This is a genomic window from Microcoleus sp. Pol7_A1 (assembly GCF_036701085.1).
GTDB classification, from domain to species: domain Bacteria; phylum Cyanobacteriota; class Cyanobacteriia; order Cyanobacteriales; family Microcoleaceae; genus Microcoleus; species Microcoleus asticus.
Map to the genome: position 1 here is coordinate 82,300 of NZ_JAUBQD010000003.1, position 19,678 is coordinate 101,977.

Genomic DNA, 19,678 nt, shown 5'->3' on the forward strand with positions numbered 1-19,678 from the left:
TCAGAAACCTACGAATTATGACTGGTAGGGCCGATGACGCCGATTTTGTGGCGAAAACTTAGTTCGCCGCCGAACCAGCCTGTAATGCCCAGCAAGGTTGCTACGACGATCGAAATTGCTAAACCTGTATATAAGATCGGCTCAGCCGGATTTCCTTGTCGCAACACCAGGTTAATCAGGGTAAGTACCATAACCGCCACATTGCCGCCCATGTGCAACCAACCGGCACTGCGATCGCGCACTCTTTTAACTTTGAAAAAATCTAAAAAGCCCGTGATTGCTGCCAAAATCCCCGCAGCAAAACCCACACCCATCAGCCAAACCGAAGCTCTCGCCCAAAACGGATCGCTTGTCAGCCAATAACCGATGTCCGTGCCGGCGGCTCCTACTAAAAAGGCTACCGGAAAGATGACGATGATGGGGTGGATGGGATGGCCTGCAACTGAAAGCGTACTCGTAATGCCGGCGTCGCGATACTCTGCGTCGTCACTTTCGAGAATCGGCGGCAGATTGGGATAGGGCGTACTATTTCTGGGATTTGTTTCCATGATTCCTACAGATAACTTTTGTACAACTAAGCCGTTTTTATTGGATTGAAATTAATCCCAAACCCGCTCGCCATTTTCGTCAACGCGGGCCTGCCGAATTACGTCAGAAATTTCGTCGGCGTCTTTGACGTGGTGCAAAGCTTTCTTTTCCCCATCCGGTTCTTCTACAACCACATAAGTTGGAACTGTAACAACATCTCCCGTGATGTCGGGCACGTGGTCTACCGCCAGTTGCTGGGCTTTTTCTTCGATGCTTTGCGGTTCCTCGGAAATCCGATCGCCCGGATTGACAGTGCGCTCCATATCTTTGCCTGGTTTGTCGATACTCATAAAACCCCTCTGGTGTTTCTAATTTTTTGCTGACGCTGGCTGTAATTCCTACTATTGAACGAAAAATCTCCCTGCACATACATCTCCCGAGGGGTGGAAGTTTCATTTATGCCGATCGCAGGCAGCCTCTTCCTGTAGGTAGAGGCTTTTCGGCTGGTTCGGAAAAAACCTAAGGTAAAATCTAAACATGATATTTTCCTTCCCTTTGAGTTGCCCATGAAAAGTTACGATTGGATTGTTGTCGGCGGTGGCATTACGGGTGCGTCACTGAGTTACGAACTGGCAAAAAAAGGTTTTGCTGTGCTGCTTTTGGAACGAGATTCTACCATGCAAAATGCTACTCGTTTTAGTTACGGCGGCTTGGCTTATTGGTCGGGGACGACTGATTTAACTCGGCAATTGTGTGGGGAAGGTATCGAACGCCACCGCAATTTATCGGCGGAATTAGATGCTGATACTGAGTTTCGCGAGCTGAATTTGTTGCTGACAATTGATGCGGGCAGTGATGCCGAAAAAGCGGCGGCTAATTACGCGCATTTTGCGATTGTTCCACAGCTTTTGAGCGTTGCAGAAGCTGGCGAGTTGGAACCTTTGCTGAATAAAAGTGCGATCGCCGGAGCTCTGACTGTGCGTCACGGTCACATTTCGCCGACTTCCACAAATAAAGCTTATTGTCAAGGGTTTCTGCGGTTGGGAGGAACGATAGAATTTGCTGAAGTAATGGGGTTGATAAAAGAGGGAAATCGGATTTCTGGAGTCAAGACGGCGCAGGGAATTTATCGTTGTGAAAATGCTGTTGTTTGTGCTGGAGGTTGGAGTCGGAGTTTCCTAAAAGCCGCTGGTGTTTCTGTGGGAGTTTATTTTACTCGCACGGAGATTTTGGAAACTGCACCTGTGGATTTGAAACTCAGGACTTTGGTAATGCCTGCGCTATTAAAACGTTTTGAATTGGAAGCAGAATCGAGTAGAATCGAGGTGGATTTTCTTTGGGATGAACCGGGTAAAGAGTTGCTGTCGCCGATTTTAGATTCTGGTGCAATTCAGTTTAATGATGGCAGTTTGCGGATCGGGCAATTGTCGCGCACTTTGAGCGATTTGAATGCTAAAGTCGATCGCGAAACCAGCGAAAGGGCAATTCGTGCAGGAATCGCCAAGGTTTTGCCTGCTTTGGCAGGTTTACCGGCAACTTGGCACGAGTGTATTGTGGCATTTAGCGCGGATAATTTGCCCGTAGTGGGGCCGATTGCCGATCGCCCTGGATTGCACGTTTTTTCGGGTCTCAGCAATCCTTTGGCTATTGTACCTGCTTTGGCTGAGCGATTTGCTAATTGGGCGGGCGGAGAAGAAGATAGGGCGATCGAGCTTTTATCTCCCGATCGATTTATCGCAGAAGGAAGAAGGAAGAAGGAAGAAGGAAGAAGGAAGAAGGAAGAAGGAAGAAGGATAGATGACTACTAACTAATGACTACTGACTAATGACTCATTACTAAAAAAGGCAGCGCGACAATAAATGTAGTACCTTTACCTAGTTCACTTTCCACACTTATTGTACCGCCGTGCAGGTCAACTATGTGTTTGACAATGCAAAGTCCTAACCCCGATCCTTTAATCTTGCCGACATTCCCACCCCGTTCAAACTGCTGAAATAATTTCCCCTGATATTCTGCTGTCATGCCAATCCCTTCATCTCTAACGCAAAAAACTACTTGTTTACCCTCACAGCTTAATTCTAGACATATATTCCCACCATTAGGAGAATATTTTATAGCGTTTGACAGCAAATTAGTGAGGAGGTGTTGCAGCAATTTTGCATCCAGATTGGCTTGGATTTTTTCTGTTCGATTGCGGAAAGCTACTAAGTGTTTTTGAGTAGCGAGGGGTTGCATTTCTTCTAAAATAGATTTGCACAAATCAATCACATTTACCGGATTTAAGTTCAAGGAAAGTTTTCCGGATTCGGCTTTGCTGAGCATTAAAATTTCCTCCAGCAATTCACTCATATTGCTGACGGCTTTTTTAATCCGCTCGACATTTTTATTGGTCGTTCCAGGGGTTTTATGCAATTCGCTATCTTCCAACATTTCAGCCGATAGCTGTATGGTAGTTAAAGGAGTGTTTAAATCGTGGTATGCCATTGAAATAAATCGAGACCTGTTTTCGCTTTTGGCTGCGGCCAATGCAATTAGTTGTTGCATTTTAACGGCTTCTTGATGTTTGCTCAGCGCTATCTTGATGGTGGCGTGCAGTTCTCTTTGTTTAAACGGTTTGAGGAGGTAGCCGTAAGAGCCAGTCTTTTCGGCTCGCTGCAAAGTTTCGTCATCGGCATAGGCAGTTGTATAGATAATTGGGATATCTAATTGTTGATTGATTATTACTGCTGTTTCTATGCCGTCAATGTCGCCTTTGATGACTATATCCATTAAGATTAAATCTGGTTCCAATTCGCCTGCGCGCTGGATGGCATCTGCTCCTGAAGAAACGATGTCTGCGATTTGATATCCCAATTTTTCTAATTTTTGGGATAAATTTTTAGCAATTAATAGTTCGTCTTCGACAATCAAAATATTAATTGCTTTTTCTGCTAAATCCATGATTTTAGAACCTTTGAGAATAGTTTAACTCGTTAAATTTTAGGTGGAAGGCTGTGCCATTTTGTCTTGACAGTTCGATGTTTCCTTCTAACTGCTCAGTTAAAGTGCAGACAACTTGAAAGCCCATTGAGTTAGTTTTCCGAAAATCTAAGTTTTGAGGAAAGCCGATGCCGTTGTCCTTAACTAAGAGGTTGATTTCTCCATCGCCCGTTTGATAACATTCTACACTAACTGTACCGCTAGTGCCATTAGGAAAAGCGTGTTTGAGGGTATTTGAAACCAATTCATTGGCAATTAAACCGCAGGGACTAGCAGTTTCAATGTTTAGGTAAATTGGTTCAGCTAATACCTGCAACTGAATGTGATTGTCACTAATATTGTAAGAGTGAAACAAGTTACTTACTAAATCTTCGAGATATTCGCCAAAATTGATTTGCGCCAGGTTAGTCGAGCGATACAGTTTCTCGTGAATCAGAGCCATAGAGTAAAGGCGACTCTGACTTTCTTCAAACATCTTGGCTATTTGCTGGTCGGCAACTGTGTTAGATTGCAGTTCTAACAGACTGGCAACTACGCAGAGGTTGTTTTTGACGCGGTGGTGAATTTCTTTGAGCAAAATCTCTTTTTCTTTGAGGGAGTTTTTCAAATTTGCTTCCGCTTGTTTGCGTTCGCTCAGTTCAGCTTGCAGTTGCTGGTAGAGTAGAGATTGCTGAATGGCGATCGCTAATTGATTCACCAACTGGTGAAATAAATTGATTTCCCATTCTTGCCACTCACGAGGGCCATCGCATTGGTGGGCAATCAGCAATCCCCAAAGCCGGCTGTGCTGAATAATCGGCACTACTAACTTTGCCCTAACTTGAAGTTCTTTCATAAACTCCATCACACAAGGTGTAATGCTGGGAGAATCTAGTTCGGAAATCGCAGAAATTCGCCCTTGCAAATAAAGCTGATAACTTTCAAGCGGAAAAACCTCTTCGCCAAAACATCTATCCAGGAGTTGGCTGCATCCTTCTGCCACGGCTTCAGCAATGACTCGCCCGCCCTTTTTGGGTAAAATTTGATAAACCAAAACTCGATCGGCTAACAATACTTGCTGGAGTTCGGCAACCGTAGTGTTGAGAATTTCTTCTAATTGCAAAGACTGGCGGACGCGACGGGCGATCGCCTCCATGAGCCGTTCTCGCTCGAATTGCTGTTGCAGCGCGATTTCGGCATATTTAGAATTGGTGATCTCGGCGGCGTAACCAATAATTTCGATCGGAATGCCCCTGCTGTCAACCAATAGTTTCTGTTCCGTCCGCAGCCAGCGGTAAAGTCCATCTCGGTGCAGAAAACGGTACTCGCAAATGCAATTTTTACCCTCGGACAAATTAGAAAACTTTTCTAAAAATAGTCGTCGGTCTTCAGGGTGAATCCGGCTCGACCAAATTTGAGAATCTGCTAACAGTTCTTGGGGATCGTAGCCAACGATTGCCTTAACGTTGTCGCTAATGTAAGTAGTACAAAAATCTCCTGTAGGTGCGGCAGTAAAAATTACCGCCGGATTAGAAGCCAGTAAAAATTGCAGGCGTTCTTTTAACTGCTGAAATTCCATTTCTGCCCGCTTGCGATAACTGATATCTTCGATCGCCCCCATGCTGTAAAGAGGAATTCCCTCGCGGTCGCGGATCAGCGTCACCGTCAAGTTTGCCCAGATCAGCTCGCCATTCTTCTTAATTAAGCGTTTTTCGATCCCGAAGCGAGAAATATTGCCGCAGACCAACTCCTTGACTTGCTCCAATTCTGCTTGTAAATCTTCTGGATGCGTCAGTTGAGTAAAAGTCATCGTCGCCAACTCCGAATCGCTGTAACCCAACATCTGGCGGTGAGCTTCATTCACTTTGATAGTGCGGTAGTCGCGCACGCTTGTCAAACCGATCGCGATCGGAGCATCGTCAAATAAGTTGCGAAACTTTTCCTCGCTCTTTTGCAGTGCTGCTTCTGCGTGTTTGCGAGCGGTAATGTCTCGGGCTACCCACATCACCCGATCGAGATCTAGGGGCGAAATACTGGCATCAAACCAGAATAACTTGCAGCCAATTTCCATGCTGTATTCAACTCTGTGGGTTTGCCTAGATGCCAATGTTTGGCGAATGTGGCTCAGCACAAAATTAGCTTCTGCTTCTGGGAAGATTTCGGCGAGGGTTTTGCCCAGGACTTCATTAGCCTGTTTGTACAGCAATTCGGGAGCCGTGGGGGCAATTTTGAGGTAGCGGCCTGTTGCGTCAAAAACCAGCACGATATCCGTCATGGCATTAAACAGCGCCAGCAGTTCGGCTTCGGAGTTTTGGAGTTTTTCTTCGGTCAATTTGCGATCCGTAATGTCGGTGTCAGTGCCAGTCAGCCGGTAGGGCTTGCCGGAAGCCGATCGGATCGCGCTGCCGCGGGCAAGTATCCAGCAGGTGCTGCCGTCTTTGCGCAGCATCCGGTGTTCTACTTCATAAATTTCTGTCACACCCTCTAGATAAGCCTTTACTGCTTCCTCGACTGCAACTCGATCGTCGGGATGAACGTGAGACACCCAATTTTCCATGCGGTTGGGAATCTCTGCGTCCTGATAGCCCAACAAAGCTTTTAAAGACGGAGCAATGTAGATTTCGTCGGTTTCCAAATTCCAGTCCCAAACCCCCACTTTGCCTGCGGATACTGCCAGTTCGTACCATTGAGTCCGCTGCTGGACTCGCAGTTCTAACTCTGCATTGAGCTGCTGCAAAGCGATTTCTGCTTGTTTGCGCTCCGTGACATCGCGGCCTGCTGCTTGATACTCGACGATTTGTCCGCTCTGGTTGAATATAGCCCGATCGATCCACTGCTGCCAGCGAATTTCCCCGCTCGGCACAATGACTCGGTGTTCGCACGTAAAAATAGGCTTGTCGGGAGACACAAAAGTATATTGCTCTTGAAAAAGTTCTCGGTCTGGTTCTGGGATCAGGGTCATGAAGCTGTTGCCGAGCAAGTCTTCTGGTTGCAAGCCGAAATAACGGCAGTAAGCTTGATTGACAAATGTGATTTTACCGTCGGGCAGGTAGCGGCAAATCAGTTCGGTTTGGTCTTCCACAATCGCCTGGTAGCGCGCCTCGCTTTGCAGCAGGGCATTTTCGGATTTTTTGCGATCGCTGACTCGTTTTTCTAGTTCACAATTGCCGTCTAAAAGTTCGGATTGTTCCGGGAGTTTAGCCGCTTCCTTGTGCAGTGCCTCCATCCAGCTATACATTGCTGGGCGAATCCTTTTTTCGCTTACTAAACCTACGGGCTGACCCCGTTCATCCACAATTGGCAAGCAATCAATCGAGTTTTGACAAAATAGCTTAAATGCGGTGAAAATATCTCTAAATTCTGATTCTTTTAAGACAATTAAATTCCGTGTCATTGCATCGGCAACTTTCATGTCTTGCCATTCGTATTCGGCGGCTAAGTTCAGCACATCTTCCGGGCTTAACAGTCCGACTAGCTGATTTTCATCAACAACTAAGACGGAACTAATCGATGGTTTTACCGTTTCGTTTGAGTGCGGCGGTGAATTAGACAGCGGACAAGGGTCGATCGCCCCACGCATCAGGGCGATCGCATCCCCGAGGCAAGTGGAGGGCGCAACCGTCACAGGGTGGCGCTCCACAACTTGGTCGGGCGATCGTAAATTTGCCGGCAAATTAGCAAGTTGCATCAGTTTTGGCCAAAAAGTATTGCTCATTAACTTTAGCAACACTTTTTGTCATCAGCCAGAGGACTGATGACAGATGAGTTATGACCGATATTATTTTTGCCGAAGGAGAATATAAGTTTTCATTTCCCCTTTGCCTTTAACTTCAATAATTCCCCGCTCCTGAAACAAATATTTGTCTGCCACTAACTTATAAGTTGTTTCGCTGACTTGAATCCGCCAAGGCAAACCCTGAGATTCCATGCGGGAAGCAATATTTACCGTGTCGCCCCACAAATCGTAAATAAACTTCTTGATGCCAATTACTCCGGCAACAACCGGGCCGCTGTGAATGCCAATGCGGATGCTAAAATATTTATTATGGCTAGCATTAAATCGGGCTATTTCTGCTTGCATATCTAGGGCCATTTTGGCGATCGCGTCTGCGTGATCTGCCCGGGGATTGGGCAGCCCTCCAACCGCCATGTATGCGTCGCCGATGGTCTTGATTTTTTCTAACCCGTGCCGTTCGCACAAAAGGTCGAATCCTGAGAAAATCTGATTGAGGATCTCCACGAGTTCGATCGGATTCATGACGGCAGACAAAGCAGTAAACCCCACAATGTCGGCGAACAAAACAGTCACTTCCGGAAAGTATTCGGCAATAGTAGTTTCGTTTTGCTTGAGGCGTTCTGCTATTGCCTTGGGTAAGATATTTAACAGCAGGTTTTCTGATTTTTCTTGTTCTTCCCGCAGGGCATCTTCTGCTTGCTTGCGTTCCGTAATGTCATGGTAACTCCAGACTCTGCCGATAATTTTCTCTCCGAGCCGCTGCGGTTGAGAATAGCGTTCAAAAAATCTGCCATCTTGAAATTCTAACAAGTCGTAACTTTCGGCTTTTGGCTGTTCGTAAAGCGATTCTATTCTCTCTTGAAATGCTTGGGGATCTTTGAGTTGGTTCAGGACAAAGGCGATCGTTGCGGCGTCGTCTCGGAGTGCCATCACTTCATTAGGTATGCCCCACATTTCCACAAATTCTCGATTAAAAGTGACTATTTTTCCTCTGCTGTCAATAGCTAAAATACCGTCCCCAGTAGAATCAAAAGTTGCTTGCAGCAGGGACACAGATTTTGCGAGGGCGTCTTCTGCCATCTTTCGAGCAGTAATGTCTCGCAAAATAGCGCGAACCGCTACTAGCGAACCTTCCGCAAATTTACAGCTTATGCTACCTTCCAACAAAATTTGTTCGTGATGTTTAGTAATAAATATTGCTCGAATTGAGTCTGGACAAAGTGTATTTTCATTTACGTTTTTATTGATAATAGCTTGATACAATATATCCAGAGATTCTTGGGAACTGTTGGGATGAATAATATCAAACACAGTCATTTGAGCAATTTCTGCTTCGCTGTAGCCCAGAGTTTCCCGCCAAGCCCGATTTACATACAAAAAATGACCGTCGGCTCCAATACTTTGAATTAAGTCAGTAGCATTTTCAAATAAGTCTCGCAGTTGTTCTTCGCTTTCCCGCAAAGCTATTTCCGCTTGCTTGCGCTTGATAAATTGACCCAGTTGGCTGCCGATAGTTGCCATTGTCTGAAGCAATTCTTCATCAAAACACTGCACTTCCCGGCTAAAAAAAATCATTACCCCCAACACAGACCTAGCAGAATTTTCCTGCTCGTAGTCGCCCAAAATTGGGAAGCCAAAAGCTCCGTGCAGTCCTTCTTGGGCGGCGATTTCTCGGCGCAGACAACTGTCGCTTTCTGTGACATCTGCAATCCACTGAGAAGAACCGCTGGCCCAAATGAGACCGGGCAATCCTTCACCAAACGCACAGGTCATTTGTTCGGTAAATTCGGCAAATTTGGGGATAGAAACTGAGCGTTTTGTCCAACTGGCGACGCACCGCAAATTGGGGTCTAAAACCGCAGTTATTCTCTTAGTTTCTGACAGCAGTTTTTCCCCAGCTTCTGGCATCCAAAGTTCGGCGGTATCCCATCCCAAGCTGTCGCAAATTGCGGGGAGAATTGCTGCTAGAGCTTTTTTTATTGTTTCGGATGCCGACAGGATGCGGGTGGTTACGTACTGAACTATTTGTCGCTGGCGGGCGCGCTGTCTATCTGTCACATCGCGGCCGATGTACACGAAATCTTGAACGGCTGCTCTTGCTTCAAAAATGCCTTTAATGTCAGTCGAAATCGCCGTACAAGAAAACGAAACTGTTAGTTTTTGTCCGTTTTTGGCCCGGCAAATTACCTCGGTGTTAGTTTGAGATTGTTGAGGCGGATCTTGGCTGACTGCTTGCAAAGAGGAGCCAACAGCAGCAAGAGCGTCTATTTGCTGGCCTACTAATTCTGATTCGCTGTAACCGAACAAATCTTGAGCCGCTTGATTGACTTTTTTAATTTTTCCCGAGGCTGTTATTACCAATAAAACTTCGACCATTGAACTAATAATTTTTTCAACATAATTATTAGTAGCGGCTAAGGTAGTCAACAAAATATTCATTTCATTGGTAGCTTGGACTAGAGTTTGTTCCAAACCCATCCTGTCGGTTACGTCTTCAAAAAATATAATTAATCTCTGATAATTATCGTCATCGGTGAACTCGACGATATACATATCAAAATAAAGCTGCAAGCCATTTCCTAATACCCGCGCGATCGCTTTTAATTCAAAATTGGGCAAACGTCTTTCAAAAATCTCGATTAAAATTTCTTCAGCTCCCACCAATTCGGGAAAGGGAATGCGGACATCGTTGCCGGCGACTACTTCCTCGGGACTATCGGCAAACCGCTGCACTTTGAGAGAGATTTCTTGGATTAAAAAGTCTTTATCCAGTGCTAGGTACTCCAAGTGGTGGGGAACTAACAGTTTTTTTAATAAGGTTTTCATGTGAGATTTGTAGTAATGAATGCGCCCTCTGTACCGAATTATCTGAAATTAATCTATTTATCTCTGTTTGTAAAATGGAATTTTGACTGCAAAGGTAGTGCCTAACCCTGTGTCGCTGGAAAATTCGATTTGACCTCCGTGCAAGTCTACACACAGTTTCACTATGGATAAACCCAGTCCTGTACCTGGTATTTTTCCGACATTTTGCGCTCGGTAATAAGATTCAAAGAGTTGTTCTCTGTCTTCGATAGGAATGCCAATGCCTGCGTCTTTAATTTGAAATTTAGCTTCTTCATTGTCACAATTTAATTCAAAATAAATATTGCTGCCGATCGGCGAATATTTGACAGCATTTGACAGCAAATTTGTCAAGATATGCCGCAGCAATTTTGCATCAAGTGCGGGCCAGTTTTGCGTTTCCTCCGACTCGTTCTCTATTTTTTTCCCGGGCGGAACTAACTCGGGGCAAATAAAATTAATTGTATGATTTTTTGCGTAACTAATTTTAATTGATTCTACTAACTCGCTGCAAAATTTTTGTAAGTCAACTGGTGCGGGATTGAATTCGAGTTTTCCGGCTTCGGCGCTGCTGAGCAACCGCACGTCATCTAATAGCTGAGCCATGTGTTTAGATGCTGATTTAACGTGTTCGAGGTATTCTTGTTTTTCCTCGTGGGTGATTTGGTCGCCGTAGTCTTGGAGGATTTTAGTAGCAAATAATATTGTATTTAAAGGATTGCCAAATTCGTGAGCGAGCATCGAAAAAAAACGAGATTTTACCTGTCTGAGTTCTTGCTCTTTTGCCAAGGAGCGGCGAATTTCTATTTCTTGTTGCTTGCGTTCTGTGATGTCCCTGCCGATATAGATGAAATCGTAAAGTTCCTGTAATTCTGTCTGAATTGCCGCACAGGAAAATTCTACCCAAATTTCTTCTCCTGCTTTAGTAGTGCAGATTACTTCCAGTTCTTTTAGCAGCTCTTTATGAGACAAAATATAGCGGTGGCGAGCTTGGTAAAGCAATTTTTCTTCGACTACTATTGTGGAGAGGGGGCTGCCGATCAATTCTGCTTCGCTGTACCCAAATAACCATTGTGCTGATTGATTGACTGTTTTGATAGTTCCTAATGTTGTTGTCACCAACAAAGCATCGCCCATCGAGCGAATAACTTTATCTATATAATCGTTAGAAGCGGCTAAGGCGCTCACCAAAAGATTAGCTTCATTCGCCCTCTGAATCAACGATTGCTTCATCACCATCTTTTCGGTGGCATCTTCAATCAAAATTAGCAACTTACTGGGCACATCTTCTTGTTCGTCTTCATGTTTGATAGCCAACATATCAAAGTATAAAGGGCGGTTGTGGTCGGCAAACCGAGCGATACCTTTGAGATCAAAACTCGGCAGCCGTCCCATAATGATAGACATGAGGATATTTTCAATGCCAATCAGTTCTGGAAAACTCGTGCGAGCATCTGCACCGGGTATCGCGTAGCCCGGAGTATCGGCATAATGCTGCACTTTGGCGGAGGTTTCCTGAATGATGAAATGGTGATTTACTACAAAATACTCGGTTTTTCGCGGCTCCAACAGCTTTTTCAAAAGGGGGTTCATACTTGTTCTACCATTGTGTAAGCTAGTTTATAGAAGATTTCGTCAACGTCTTTGCCTGTTTTAGCAGATGTCGCGTAAACTGCTATTACTTTGTCTTGACCTATCGAATGGGATATTTCCACTAGCACCCCCAATTTTTCCTCGTCAATCAAGTCTACTTTGTTCAAAGCAACGATTATTGACCCTTTAGGATTGACTGAAGAAAAAAGCTGAATGTGTTCGGAGATTCGCTCAACTGTTTCGGATCGGCTGACATCGGCAACGATTAAAACACCGCTAGCTCCCTGCAAGTAAGTTGGTGCTATTCCTTTGAATTTTGTATGCCCTTCTAAGTCCCAAATTAGCAACTGTGCAGTCACGTTTTCCCGCTGTTTTACGCCTTCTAATTCTACGCTTTTGCGGGAAATTTTTACTCCCACAGTGGACAGGTACTGGTCGCTGAATTGCCGATCGACAAAACGGCGGATCAGGCTGGTTTTGCCGACGCCAAAATCGCCGATCATGCACATTTTTTTAGATATAGTAACTGACATAATTATTTACTGTTTGCGGTCTTAGTTATTGGTTCAAATACCACGCATCTGCTTAAAAGTCGCGGTTGATTCTGTTCCACGTCGGCAGGAGGATTGGGGTTGCCGACGGTTTGGAGGCGCTTCGGGTCAGCACCTTGTCGCACTAAAGCATCTCGCACTGCTTCGGCACGCTTTAGCGACAACTGTTGATTTGTAGCAAGTTCCCCAGTTCGATCGCTGTGTCCAATTATCTTAATATGTTTTTGAGGATATTGAGCCATGAAATTTTTTACACTGGCGATGATTTCTCCATATGTAGAGTCTAATTTTGTGGTTCCTGGCTCGAAGTAGATGCGGGTTGTAATTTTCAGGGGATCTAATTTAACCGTACTGATGACCGACTGAACACCGGGAATTTGCTTCAAGGACTGAGCTATTTTCTGTGTGTCTGCTAGGTCCATAACTGTGCCATCTACTGTAACTTTGCGATCGCCATACCGACTAGAAATAGAAACGCCCGACAAGCGGTTCAAAACAGCGGTGATCCGCTGCACTTCCGCCGCTGCCAAAACAGGATCTGGGGGTACATCTACAGCAACAATTTTATTTTCTAATTTCAGATTGGGTGCAGTTGATGCAGCTATTTTTGCAGCTTTTGCCCGCAATTGTGCATTTGGCAACTGTCCGGTTAACTTGAGAGTGTTGCCTTCAACGTCGGCATTTAAGCGGTAAACCGCTAATTCTGGGGTCGATGCTAAAGCTAAAGCGGCATTTGCTTCGAGGCGGCGGTCAATGCTGCGGTGGTACTGATAAATTCCCCAAGGTACTAAGATTAAGCTCAGGGCTGTTAAACTGATAGCCGCTAGGGCGATCGGGGGTTTTGTTGATTTTTCTTTGTGAAGCGGGTCGAATAAATTTTTTAGGAACGGGTGTAGCGACTCCGGTATAGTACCGGGATCGCCGTTAAACTCGTGGATTTCTTGAGCGTAATTAAGGATCAGATCGCTAACTGTTTGCCGCAGTTTTTTGATAAACAAATGTGGCGGTTCTCCTTTAATCACGACTGCCATGTAGCAGTATCCCGCTACTTCTAGCATAATCTTGGAGTCGCCGTATTCAATTTGATTGAGTTCGGAAGCTTCTCCTGGTTCAACGATGCACTCGTTAACAAAGCTGCGAATAGCTGTGAGCATTCCTGCTACCATTTCTGATTCTAACTGGTAGCTTTCTGAGTTTTGAACTTCGGAAATTATCAAGCCAGATGCTTTGTGAATTAAGAATGCTGCTTGGACGGTAAAGGGTACTGATTCTTGGAGGATTAATTCAGCTTCGGAGACTCGTTGTACTTTGGAGCGAATTTTTCTCTGGAATCCTTCGACGCTGATGGCATTGGACACTTTTTCATTGATTGTCTTGATAGCTTCTGCCATGTATCGGGCAATTGTACTGCCAATTACGGGATAGAGGGCATCCACCATAGAGTCGCGTTCGAGTTTTATTTGGGCTGTAATCGCTTTACCCATTTCCGGGGCGAGGGCCTGGGCGATCGACTCTTGGTCGAGGCGAATTTGCTCTTTAATTGCCAGACCGATTTCTGGGGCGATCGCGCGAGCAATATCCGCTGGCGAATTGACTATTTGTTGAGCAAGTGCGTCGGGAAGCAGCTCAGCTATTGCCGCACTCATTGCCGACTTGTTTTCCTGAGTTTTTGCCCTAATCACTTCGTCAATAATTGGCCCGATCGCCTTGACAACTTCTTCTCTGGAATCGGCAATTTTGCGGCTGAGAATTTCTGCGATCCAAGGCAGCATCAACTCAATCAACTCTTGGGGCTCGTAGATTTGGTGCTCCAATTTTCCTAATTTATCGTCGATTGTTGCCATCAGGTGGCGCACCCCCGGCAAGTCGTTTTCTGCCAGCAGATTTTTGACTTGCTCGATATCTGATATTTTTGAGCCGAAAATCAGATTTTGCAGCGTTTCCATCGCGCTGTCGGCTTGATTTAAGTCTTGTTTAATTTGGCCTAATATTTCTGTCGGCTGTTCTAGTAAGTTTGGGATTTCTAAAGCCGAAGCCATCGCAGCATCTAAATATCCAGTTTCTGGTGGATTTGAGACTGGGGAAACTATGGGGTTATGGGGAATTACCGAGAATTTTGACTCGGTTTCGGGAGGGGAAACATCCTGTAAATGCCGATCGACCCCGTGGGATTTTTGAGCCTGTACTTCCTGTAGAGAATCTTTCATTGTCAAGTTAGACAACTCTTGGAGTGGCTCTGATTGATCCTCCAAATCCGGCTGGACGATGGCTGAAACATCTATAGTTTTAGCTGATGAATAGTCTTTTTCCAGTTCTGAAGAGTTGAGTTTGTGAGTAGCGAACAGCAAATTTTTAAACTCGTCTGCAACAGCCAGGGAATCGCCAGACTCCGGTTTGCGATTGCCAGTTTCGGGCAGACTCGCTGGAACTTCCTCTTGCTTTTCTGAAGAAATACCTAACAAATCCATCAACCCGCCGAGAGCCCCAGCTCGATCGTTTTCGCTGCTGCTGTCACCTTCGGGCTCTGCATTTTGCTGGTTTGAACCAGCAATAATTTTGAGATCGACTAACAGATTCAGCAAGGGTTCTAGCTGGGTTGCTGCATCGGCAGCGGACTCGTCAGGTTTAGAAACAAAACCCTCTAACTCATCTTCGTCAGCCGGATTTTCTTTCGGTAAAGCCATGCGTTATTATCCGTGATGGTGGCGCTCCGGCAACAGAAATTCGGTATTTAACTTATTATCAGCAACGCCTTTAAGTTCGGGGACAAATTCTGTTCCTTTGAGCCTCATGCCGAGTTCAAACAGAATTTCTGCCATGTCGTCTCGGGAAACTTTAACATCTCTGAGCATGGAAAAGCGGCGATCTAGTTCTTCAAAAACCTGTGTTTTCAAAGTGCGGGTTTCTTCAGATAGTCGCTCTCTGGTTTGGGAGAGTTCGTCGCGAAGCGAACTGGTTTGATTGTCCATCGCCTCGTCCAGGGCTTCCATGCTGCTGGAGAATTTGCGGTTAACGCGATCGACTTGCTGACGGATGTCTGCGCTTTCTTCTTGGGTGTTTGAGGTGAGCGATTTAACTTTCTTTTCTAACGAATCAACTGCCGCCTTCATTTCTGCAGACAGAACTGTTTTTACTTGTTCGATGCGAGCTTGCATATCTTGCTGCATCATCGACAAGTCTGAATCTATTTTATCGAAGCGATTGTCGTATTCTCTAAGCTGCGCTCCAAAAATTATATCGCGAATCTGGTCGATATTTCCCAGCCGTTCGCGCATTTCTTCTTTAGTTATTTCTGCCATGCTTGTACCTGGAATCTCCAGAGATTGTGAGTTTAAGAAGTGTGCTAGTGATTTACGACAGTTGTTAGTGGCACTAGCTTTTTTGAGTGGGGGGGCTTTTATTGTTTGAACTCTCACCCCTGCGTCGGGGATGGAATTTTTGAGAATATTGACTCTAAATATCCTGAGATTCAAATTATTGAGCCAGGTTTTGTCACCCAAAATGGGGGTTTGCTATCCTTGCCTTGCAGCAAGCTCAGAGTAGCGTAGACTTCCCTGCTATACAGCGGGTGGTTTTAATGTCTTGTACCGACATCTTCAATGATATCGCATCTTGAGAGTGCCTAATACCACAGCGCTTGGGCCGCGGCAAAAAGCTGCGGCCGCGATCGCACAGGTCTTATGTATAAGATATAACTCAAAAGCTGCACCGATCGATCGCCGATCGGCTCCGAGGAAAGTTTCTTTTGAGCAAAAAGCATTTATGCCGTCGAACTCTGCCCTCTTTCCCTCTCTAACCCTCTCCTCTTGCGATCGCCCTATAACAATTCATAGGGCCCGATCGACAGCGACCAGACCCAATAATAGGAGAGCTTTGTTTTTTTTAACAAACGAGATGTGTTTCCGATTGAGAACTGTTACTTACTAGGGTTTACAACTTGTGCAGCTTTACTTTTAATTTGCAACTACAACTAAGTCTGACTCGACTGCGGTTTGGCTTGACTGCTCGATCGGCAGTTCGCCACTATTCCAAGTTGTGTTCGGTTAATTTCTGCTGCGCCTGGGAATCTAGACCGGAGACACCATGCCTATATCCTCGAACTTTCTTTCTAAATATAGCGACCTCCTTTCTCTTTCTGTCCGGGTGTCTATTATTAAGTTAGCACGAGCTTTCCGAGCAGTAAAGCACTATTTGCAAAACTTGATAGGTCTTTACATTACTAAGTATAATGATATAAATATCCACATAGATGTAAGTTCTATTGCTGCTACATCTTTACATACTTAACTGTTTTTGTCATGTCTATTTCTCCTAAGTTTCTCAGTGGCAGCCAAATCCGCCAAACATTCCTCGACTTTTATGCTCAGCGGGGACATAAAATCTTGCCGAGTGCTTCTTTGGTGCCCGAAGATCCGACTGTGTTGCTGACGATCGCCGGAATGCTACAATTCAAGCCGATATTTCTCGGACAGCGCGCCGCCGAATCACCGCGCGCCACGACTTCTCAAAAGTGCATCCGCACCAACGACATCGAAAACGTCGGCCGCACCGCCCGCCACCACACGTTTTTTGAAATGTTGGGTAACTTCAGTTTCGGGGATTATTTCAAGAAACAGGCGATCGCCTGGGCGTGGGAACTTTCCACCGAAGTTTTCGGTTTACCAGCATCCAATTTAGTTGTTAGCGTTTTCCGAGAAGATGACGAAGCTTTTGCGATTTGGCGCGATGAAATTGGCATTCCAGGCGATCGGATTCAGCGCATGGGAGAAGATGACAATTTCTGGCAATCCGGCCCGACTGGCCCCTGCGGCCCGTGTTCCGAGATTTACTACGATTTTCACCCAGAAAGAGGCGACAATATTGACCTCGAAGATGATAGCAGGTTTATTGAATTCTACAACCTGGTTTTCATGCAGTACAATAAAGATGCAGAGGGCAATTTAACACCGCTGCAAAATCAAAATATTGATACTGGCATGGGACTGGAACGGATGGCGCAAATCCTCCAGAAAGTCCCCAATAATTACGAAACAGATTTGATTTTTCCGATCATTCAATCGGCGGCGGAAATTGCCGGGATTGATTACCACAATAGCGATGAAAAAGTCAAGGTTTCGCTGAAAGTAATTGGCGATCACATTCGGGCTGTGGTGCACATGATTGCGGACGAAATTCGCGCGTCGAATGTTGGTCGGGGTTACATTTTGCGCCGGTTGATTCGCCGGGTGGTGCGCCACGGGCGACTGATTGGAATTCAGGGCGAATTTACGGTGCGGGTGGCTGAAAGTGCGATCGCCCTTTCGGAAGCAGCTTATCCGAACGTGCGGCAGCGGGAAGCTCAAATTAAGGCGGAATTGGCAAGGGAAGAAGCGCAGTTTCTCAAGACTTTGGAACGCGGAGAGAAGCTGCTGGAGGAAATTGTCGATCGTACAAAACAGCAAACCAACCAACAAATCAGCGGTCAAGATGCTTTCACTCTTTACGATACCTACGGTTTCCCCTTAGAACTGACTCAAGAAATTGCTGAGGAACAGGGAATTTCGGTGGATTTGGACGGCTTTGAAGCGGCGATGAAGGAACAGCAAACTCGCGCTAAAGATGCTCGCCAAACAATTGATTTGACGGTGCAGGGTTCTTTGGATAAGTTGGCTGAAACAATCCAGGGAACTGAGTTTGTCGGTTACGATGAATTGTCGAGTTTAGCTGAGGTGGAAGTTATCTTGGTTGACGGCAAATCTGTGGAGGAAGCAGCCGCCGGCACTGAGGTACAAGTTGTTTTGAACCAAACGCCGTTTTATGCTGAATCCGGCGGACAAATTGGGGATAAAGGTTATTTTAACGGCAGCATTCAGGGAGAGAATAGAGAGGGTTTGTTGGTAAGAGTTGATGATGTGAAGAAGGAATCGGATTTCTTCGTGCATTTCGGCTTTGTGGAACGGGGAACGCTGAGAGTTGGCGATAGTATTACGGCGAAAATTGACAATAGCGGTCGCCGCCGAATTCAGGCTAACCACACAGCAACTCACTTATTACAATCAGCTTTGCGAAAAATTGTGGACGATTCGATTTCGCAAGCTGGTTCGCTGGTATCGTCTGAGAGATTGCGGTTTGATTTCAATTCTCCGCGCGCTGTCACAGCAGAAGAGTTGCAGAAAATTGAGGATTTAGTTAATAGTTGGATTGCTGAGGCGCACGCTGCGGTCGTTGCAGAAATGCCGATCGCCCAAGCGAGGGAAAAAGGCGCGACTGCGATGTTTGGCGAGAAGTACGGCGATGTGGTGCGGGTTATCGATTTTCCCGGCGTTTCGATGGAATTGTGCGGCGGGACTCACGTCAGCAATACGGCAGAAATCGGGCTGTTTAAGATTGTTTCGGAAGCGGGGGTAGCGGCGGGAACTCGCAGGATTGAAGCGGTTTCCGGTCAAGCTGTTTTGGACTATTTGAATGTGCGCGATAAGGTGGTGCGCGATTTGGGCGATCGATTTAAGGCGAAGCCTGAAGAATTGCCGAACCGGATTACTAATTTGCAGAATGAGTTGAAGGATACTCAGAAACATTTGGCTGCTGTGAAGTCGGAATTGGCGATCGCGAAATCCGACCAGTTGCTGAGTGCGGCTGAGGCTATCGGCGAATTCAAAATCATTGTAGCTCAATTGGGTGATGTGGATACGGAAGCGCTGAAAACAGCGGCGGAAAGGTTGCAGCAAAAGTTAGGAAATGCTGCGGTTGTTTTGGCATCAATTCCTGAACCGGACAAGGTAAGTTTGGTTGCAGCTTTTAGTCCTGAAGTTAATAAGAAAGGATTGCAAGCTGGCAAGTTTATCGGGGGAATTGCTCAAATTTGCGGCGGAAAAGGTGGCGGGCGGCCGAATTTGGCGCAAGCTGGGGGACGCGATGCAAGTAAGTTGCAGGAAGCGTTGGAAAGTGCTCGCAATCTGTTAGTTGAAGGGTTGGGGTAATTCATCCCCGCGCCGAACCCAGAAACCGGGTTTTTTCGACAATCATCGCCCAACACCCGAAAACTCCCAAAAACCCGGTTTCTTCATCCCCGCGCCGAACCCACAAAAAATGTACAATATCCCAAATATGGGTAGTAAAAAATGAACGAAGAACGCCACCAAGCCTATCTCACCCTGATTCAATCTCTCCTCACCTGTCCCAGCGACGAAGAAACCGCCATCCTGCAAGCCAATCTCGAATTATTAGACGATGATTTTGCCCGATATCTGCGAGAGTGGGCAACTCAAATTCTAGAAAACTTGGATGCAGACCAAGCATACTATCTTGCTAATATTTTATACAATTTAAATCAAACATTTTCAAGTTTTCAGCAAGGCAGTCGGGCAAGCAACATAGAGATTGTTATTGCTTGTCTGGATATAGGATTAACTATTTGTACTCGCGAAGCTGACTCAGAAAAGTGGGCCATGTTTCAAGATAGTATAGCAAGTGCTTACAGTAACAGAA

Annotated in this window: 12 protein-coding genes and 1 pseudogene; 3 read left to right on the top strand and 10 right to left on the bottom strand. The window is 45.7% G+C overall.

Translation table 11 applies throughout. From position 1 onward, the window contains the following. Positions 1–8 precede the first annotated feature (8 nt). Both QUA20_RS03220 and QUA20_RS03225 read right to left on the bottom strand, forming a co-directional pair. On the bottom strand, positions 9–548 hold the full coding sequence (locus tag QUA20_RS03220; protein WP_333185348.1) for a DUF2231 domain-containing protein: 540 nt from the start codon (positions 546–548) through the stop codon (positions 9–11). Between the two features lie 51 nt (positions 549–599). Further along, positions 600–878: a hypothetical protein gene (locus QUA20_RS03225; RefSeq protein ID WP_172190183.1), complete on the bottom strand. Its 279-nt coding sequence runs from the start codon at positions 876–878 to the stop codon at positions 600–602. Positions 879–1,094: 216 nt separating this feature from the next. Here QUA20_RS03225 and QUA20_RS03230 point away from each other — a divergent pair, with 216 nt between their 5' ends. Next, the gene (locus QUA20_RS03230; RefSeq protein WP_333185351.1) at positions 1,095–2,336 is read left to right on the top strand and encodes an FAD-binding oxidoreductase; all 1,242 of its coding nucleotides are present in this window, start codon (positions 1,095–1,097) and stop codon (positions 2,334–2,336) included. 14 nt (positions 2,337–2,350) lie between these two features. On the opposite strand, the gene QUA20_RS03235 is transcribed toward QUA20_RS03230, so the two are convergent. The 8 genes from QUA20_RS03235 to QUA20_RS03270 all read right to left on the bottom strand — a co-directional run bounded on the left by QUA20_RS03235 (position 2,351) and on the right by QUA20_RS03270 (position 15,971). Then, on the bottom strand, positions 2,351–3,469 hold the full coding sequence (locus QUA20_RS03235) for an ATP-binding protein (protein WP_333185353.1): 1,119 nt from the start codon (positions 3,467–3,469) through the stop codon (positions 2,351–2,353). Between the two features lie 4 nt (positions 3,470–3,473). Continuing rightward, on the bottom strand, positions 3,474–7,175 hold the full coding sequence (locus tag QUA20_RS03240) for a PAS domain S-box protein (protein WP_333185355.1): 3,702 nt from the start codon (positions 7,173–7,175) through the stop codon (positions 3,474–3,476). Positions 7,176–7,265: 90 nt separating this feature from the next. Beyond that, positions 7,266–10,049 (bottom strand): adenylate/guanylate cyclase domain-containing protein, encoded by a 2,784-nt coding sequence (locus QUA20_RS03245; RefSeq protein WP_333185357.1) that lies wholly within the window; start codon positions 10,047–10,049, stop codon positions 7,266–7,268. Positions 10,050–10,106: 57 nt separating this feature from the next. Next, a complete protein-coding gene (locus tag QUA20_RS03250) occupies positions 10,107–11,660 on the bottom strand; it encodes a PAS domain-containing sensor histidine kinase (protein ID WP_333185359.1) in 1,554 nt (517 codons plus the stop codon). Continuing rightward, on the bottom strand, positions 11,657–12,193 hold the full coding sequence (locus QUA20_RS03255) for a Rab family GTPase (RefSeq protein ID WP_333185361.1): 537 nt from the start codon (positions 12,191–12,193) through the stop codon (positions 11,657–11,659). Before QUA20_RS03255 ends, QUA20_RS03250 begins: the two co-directional genes overlap by 4 nt. Positions 12,194–12,195: 2 nt before the next feature. Beyond that, positions 12,196–14,895 carry an OmpA family protein gene (locus QUA20_RS03260; RefSeq protein WP_333185363.1) on the bottom strand — a complete coding sequence of 900 codons (2,700 nt, stop codon included), beginning with the start codon at positions 14,893–14,895 and terminating at the stop codon, positions 12,196–12,198. Positions 14,896–14,901: 6 nt separating this feature from the next. After that, positions 14,902–15,510, bottom strand: a complete 609-nt coding sequence (locus tag QUA20_RS03265) for a hypothetical protein (RefSeq protein ID WP_172190189.1) — start codon at positions 15,508–15,510, stop codon at positions 14,902–14,904. A gap of 323 nt (positions 15,511–15,833) precedes the next feature. Continuing rightward, entirely contained in the window at positions 15,834–15,971 is a 138-nt protein-coding gene (locus QUA20_RS03270; RefSeq protein ID WP_333185365.1) for a hypothetical protein, read from the bottom strand. A gap of 538 nt (positions 15,972–16,509) precedes the next feature. Between QUA20_RS03270 and alaS the strand changes: the two genes are divergently transcribed. Then, positions 16,510–19,170 (top strand): alanine--tRNA ligase, encoded by a 2,661-nt coding sequence (alaS, locus tag QUA20_RS03275; RefSeq protein ID WP_333185367.1) that lies wholly within the window; start codon positions 16,510–16,512, stop codon positions 19,168–19,170. 141 nt (positions 19,171–19,311) lie between these two features. Then, positions 19,312–19,678, top strand: a pseudogene (locus QUA20_RS03280) (hypothetical protein); the annotation flags it as partial.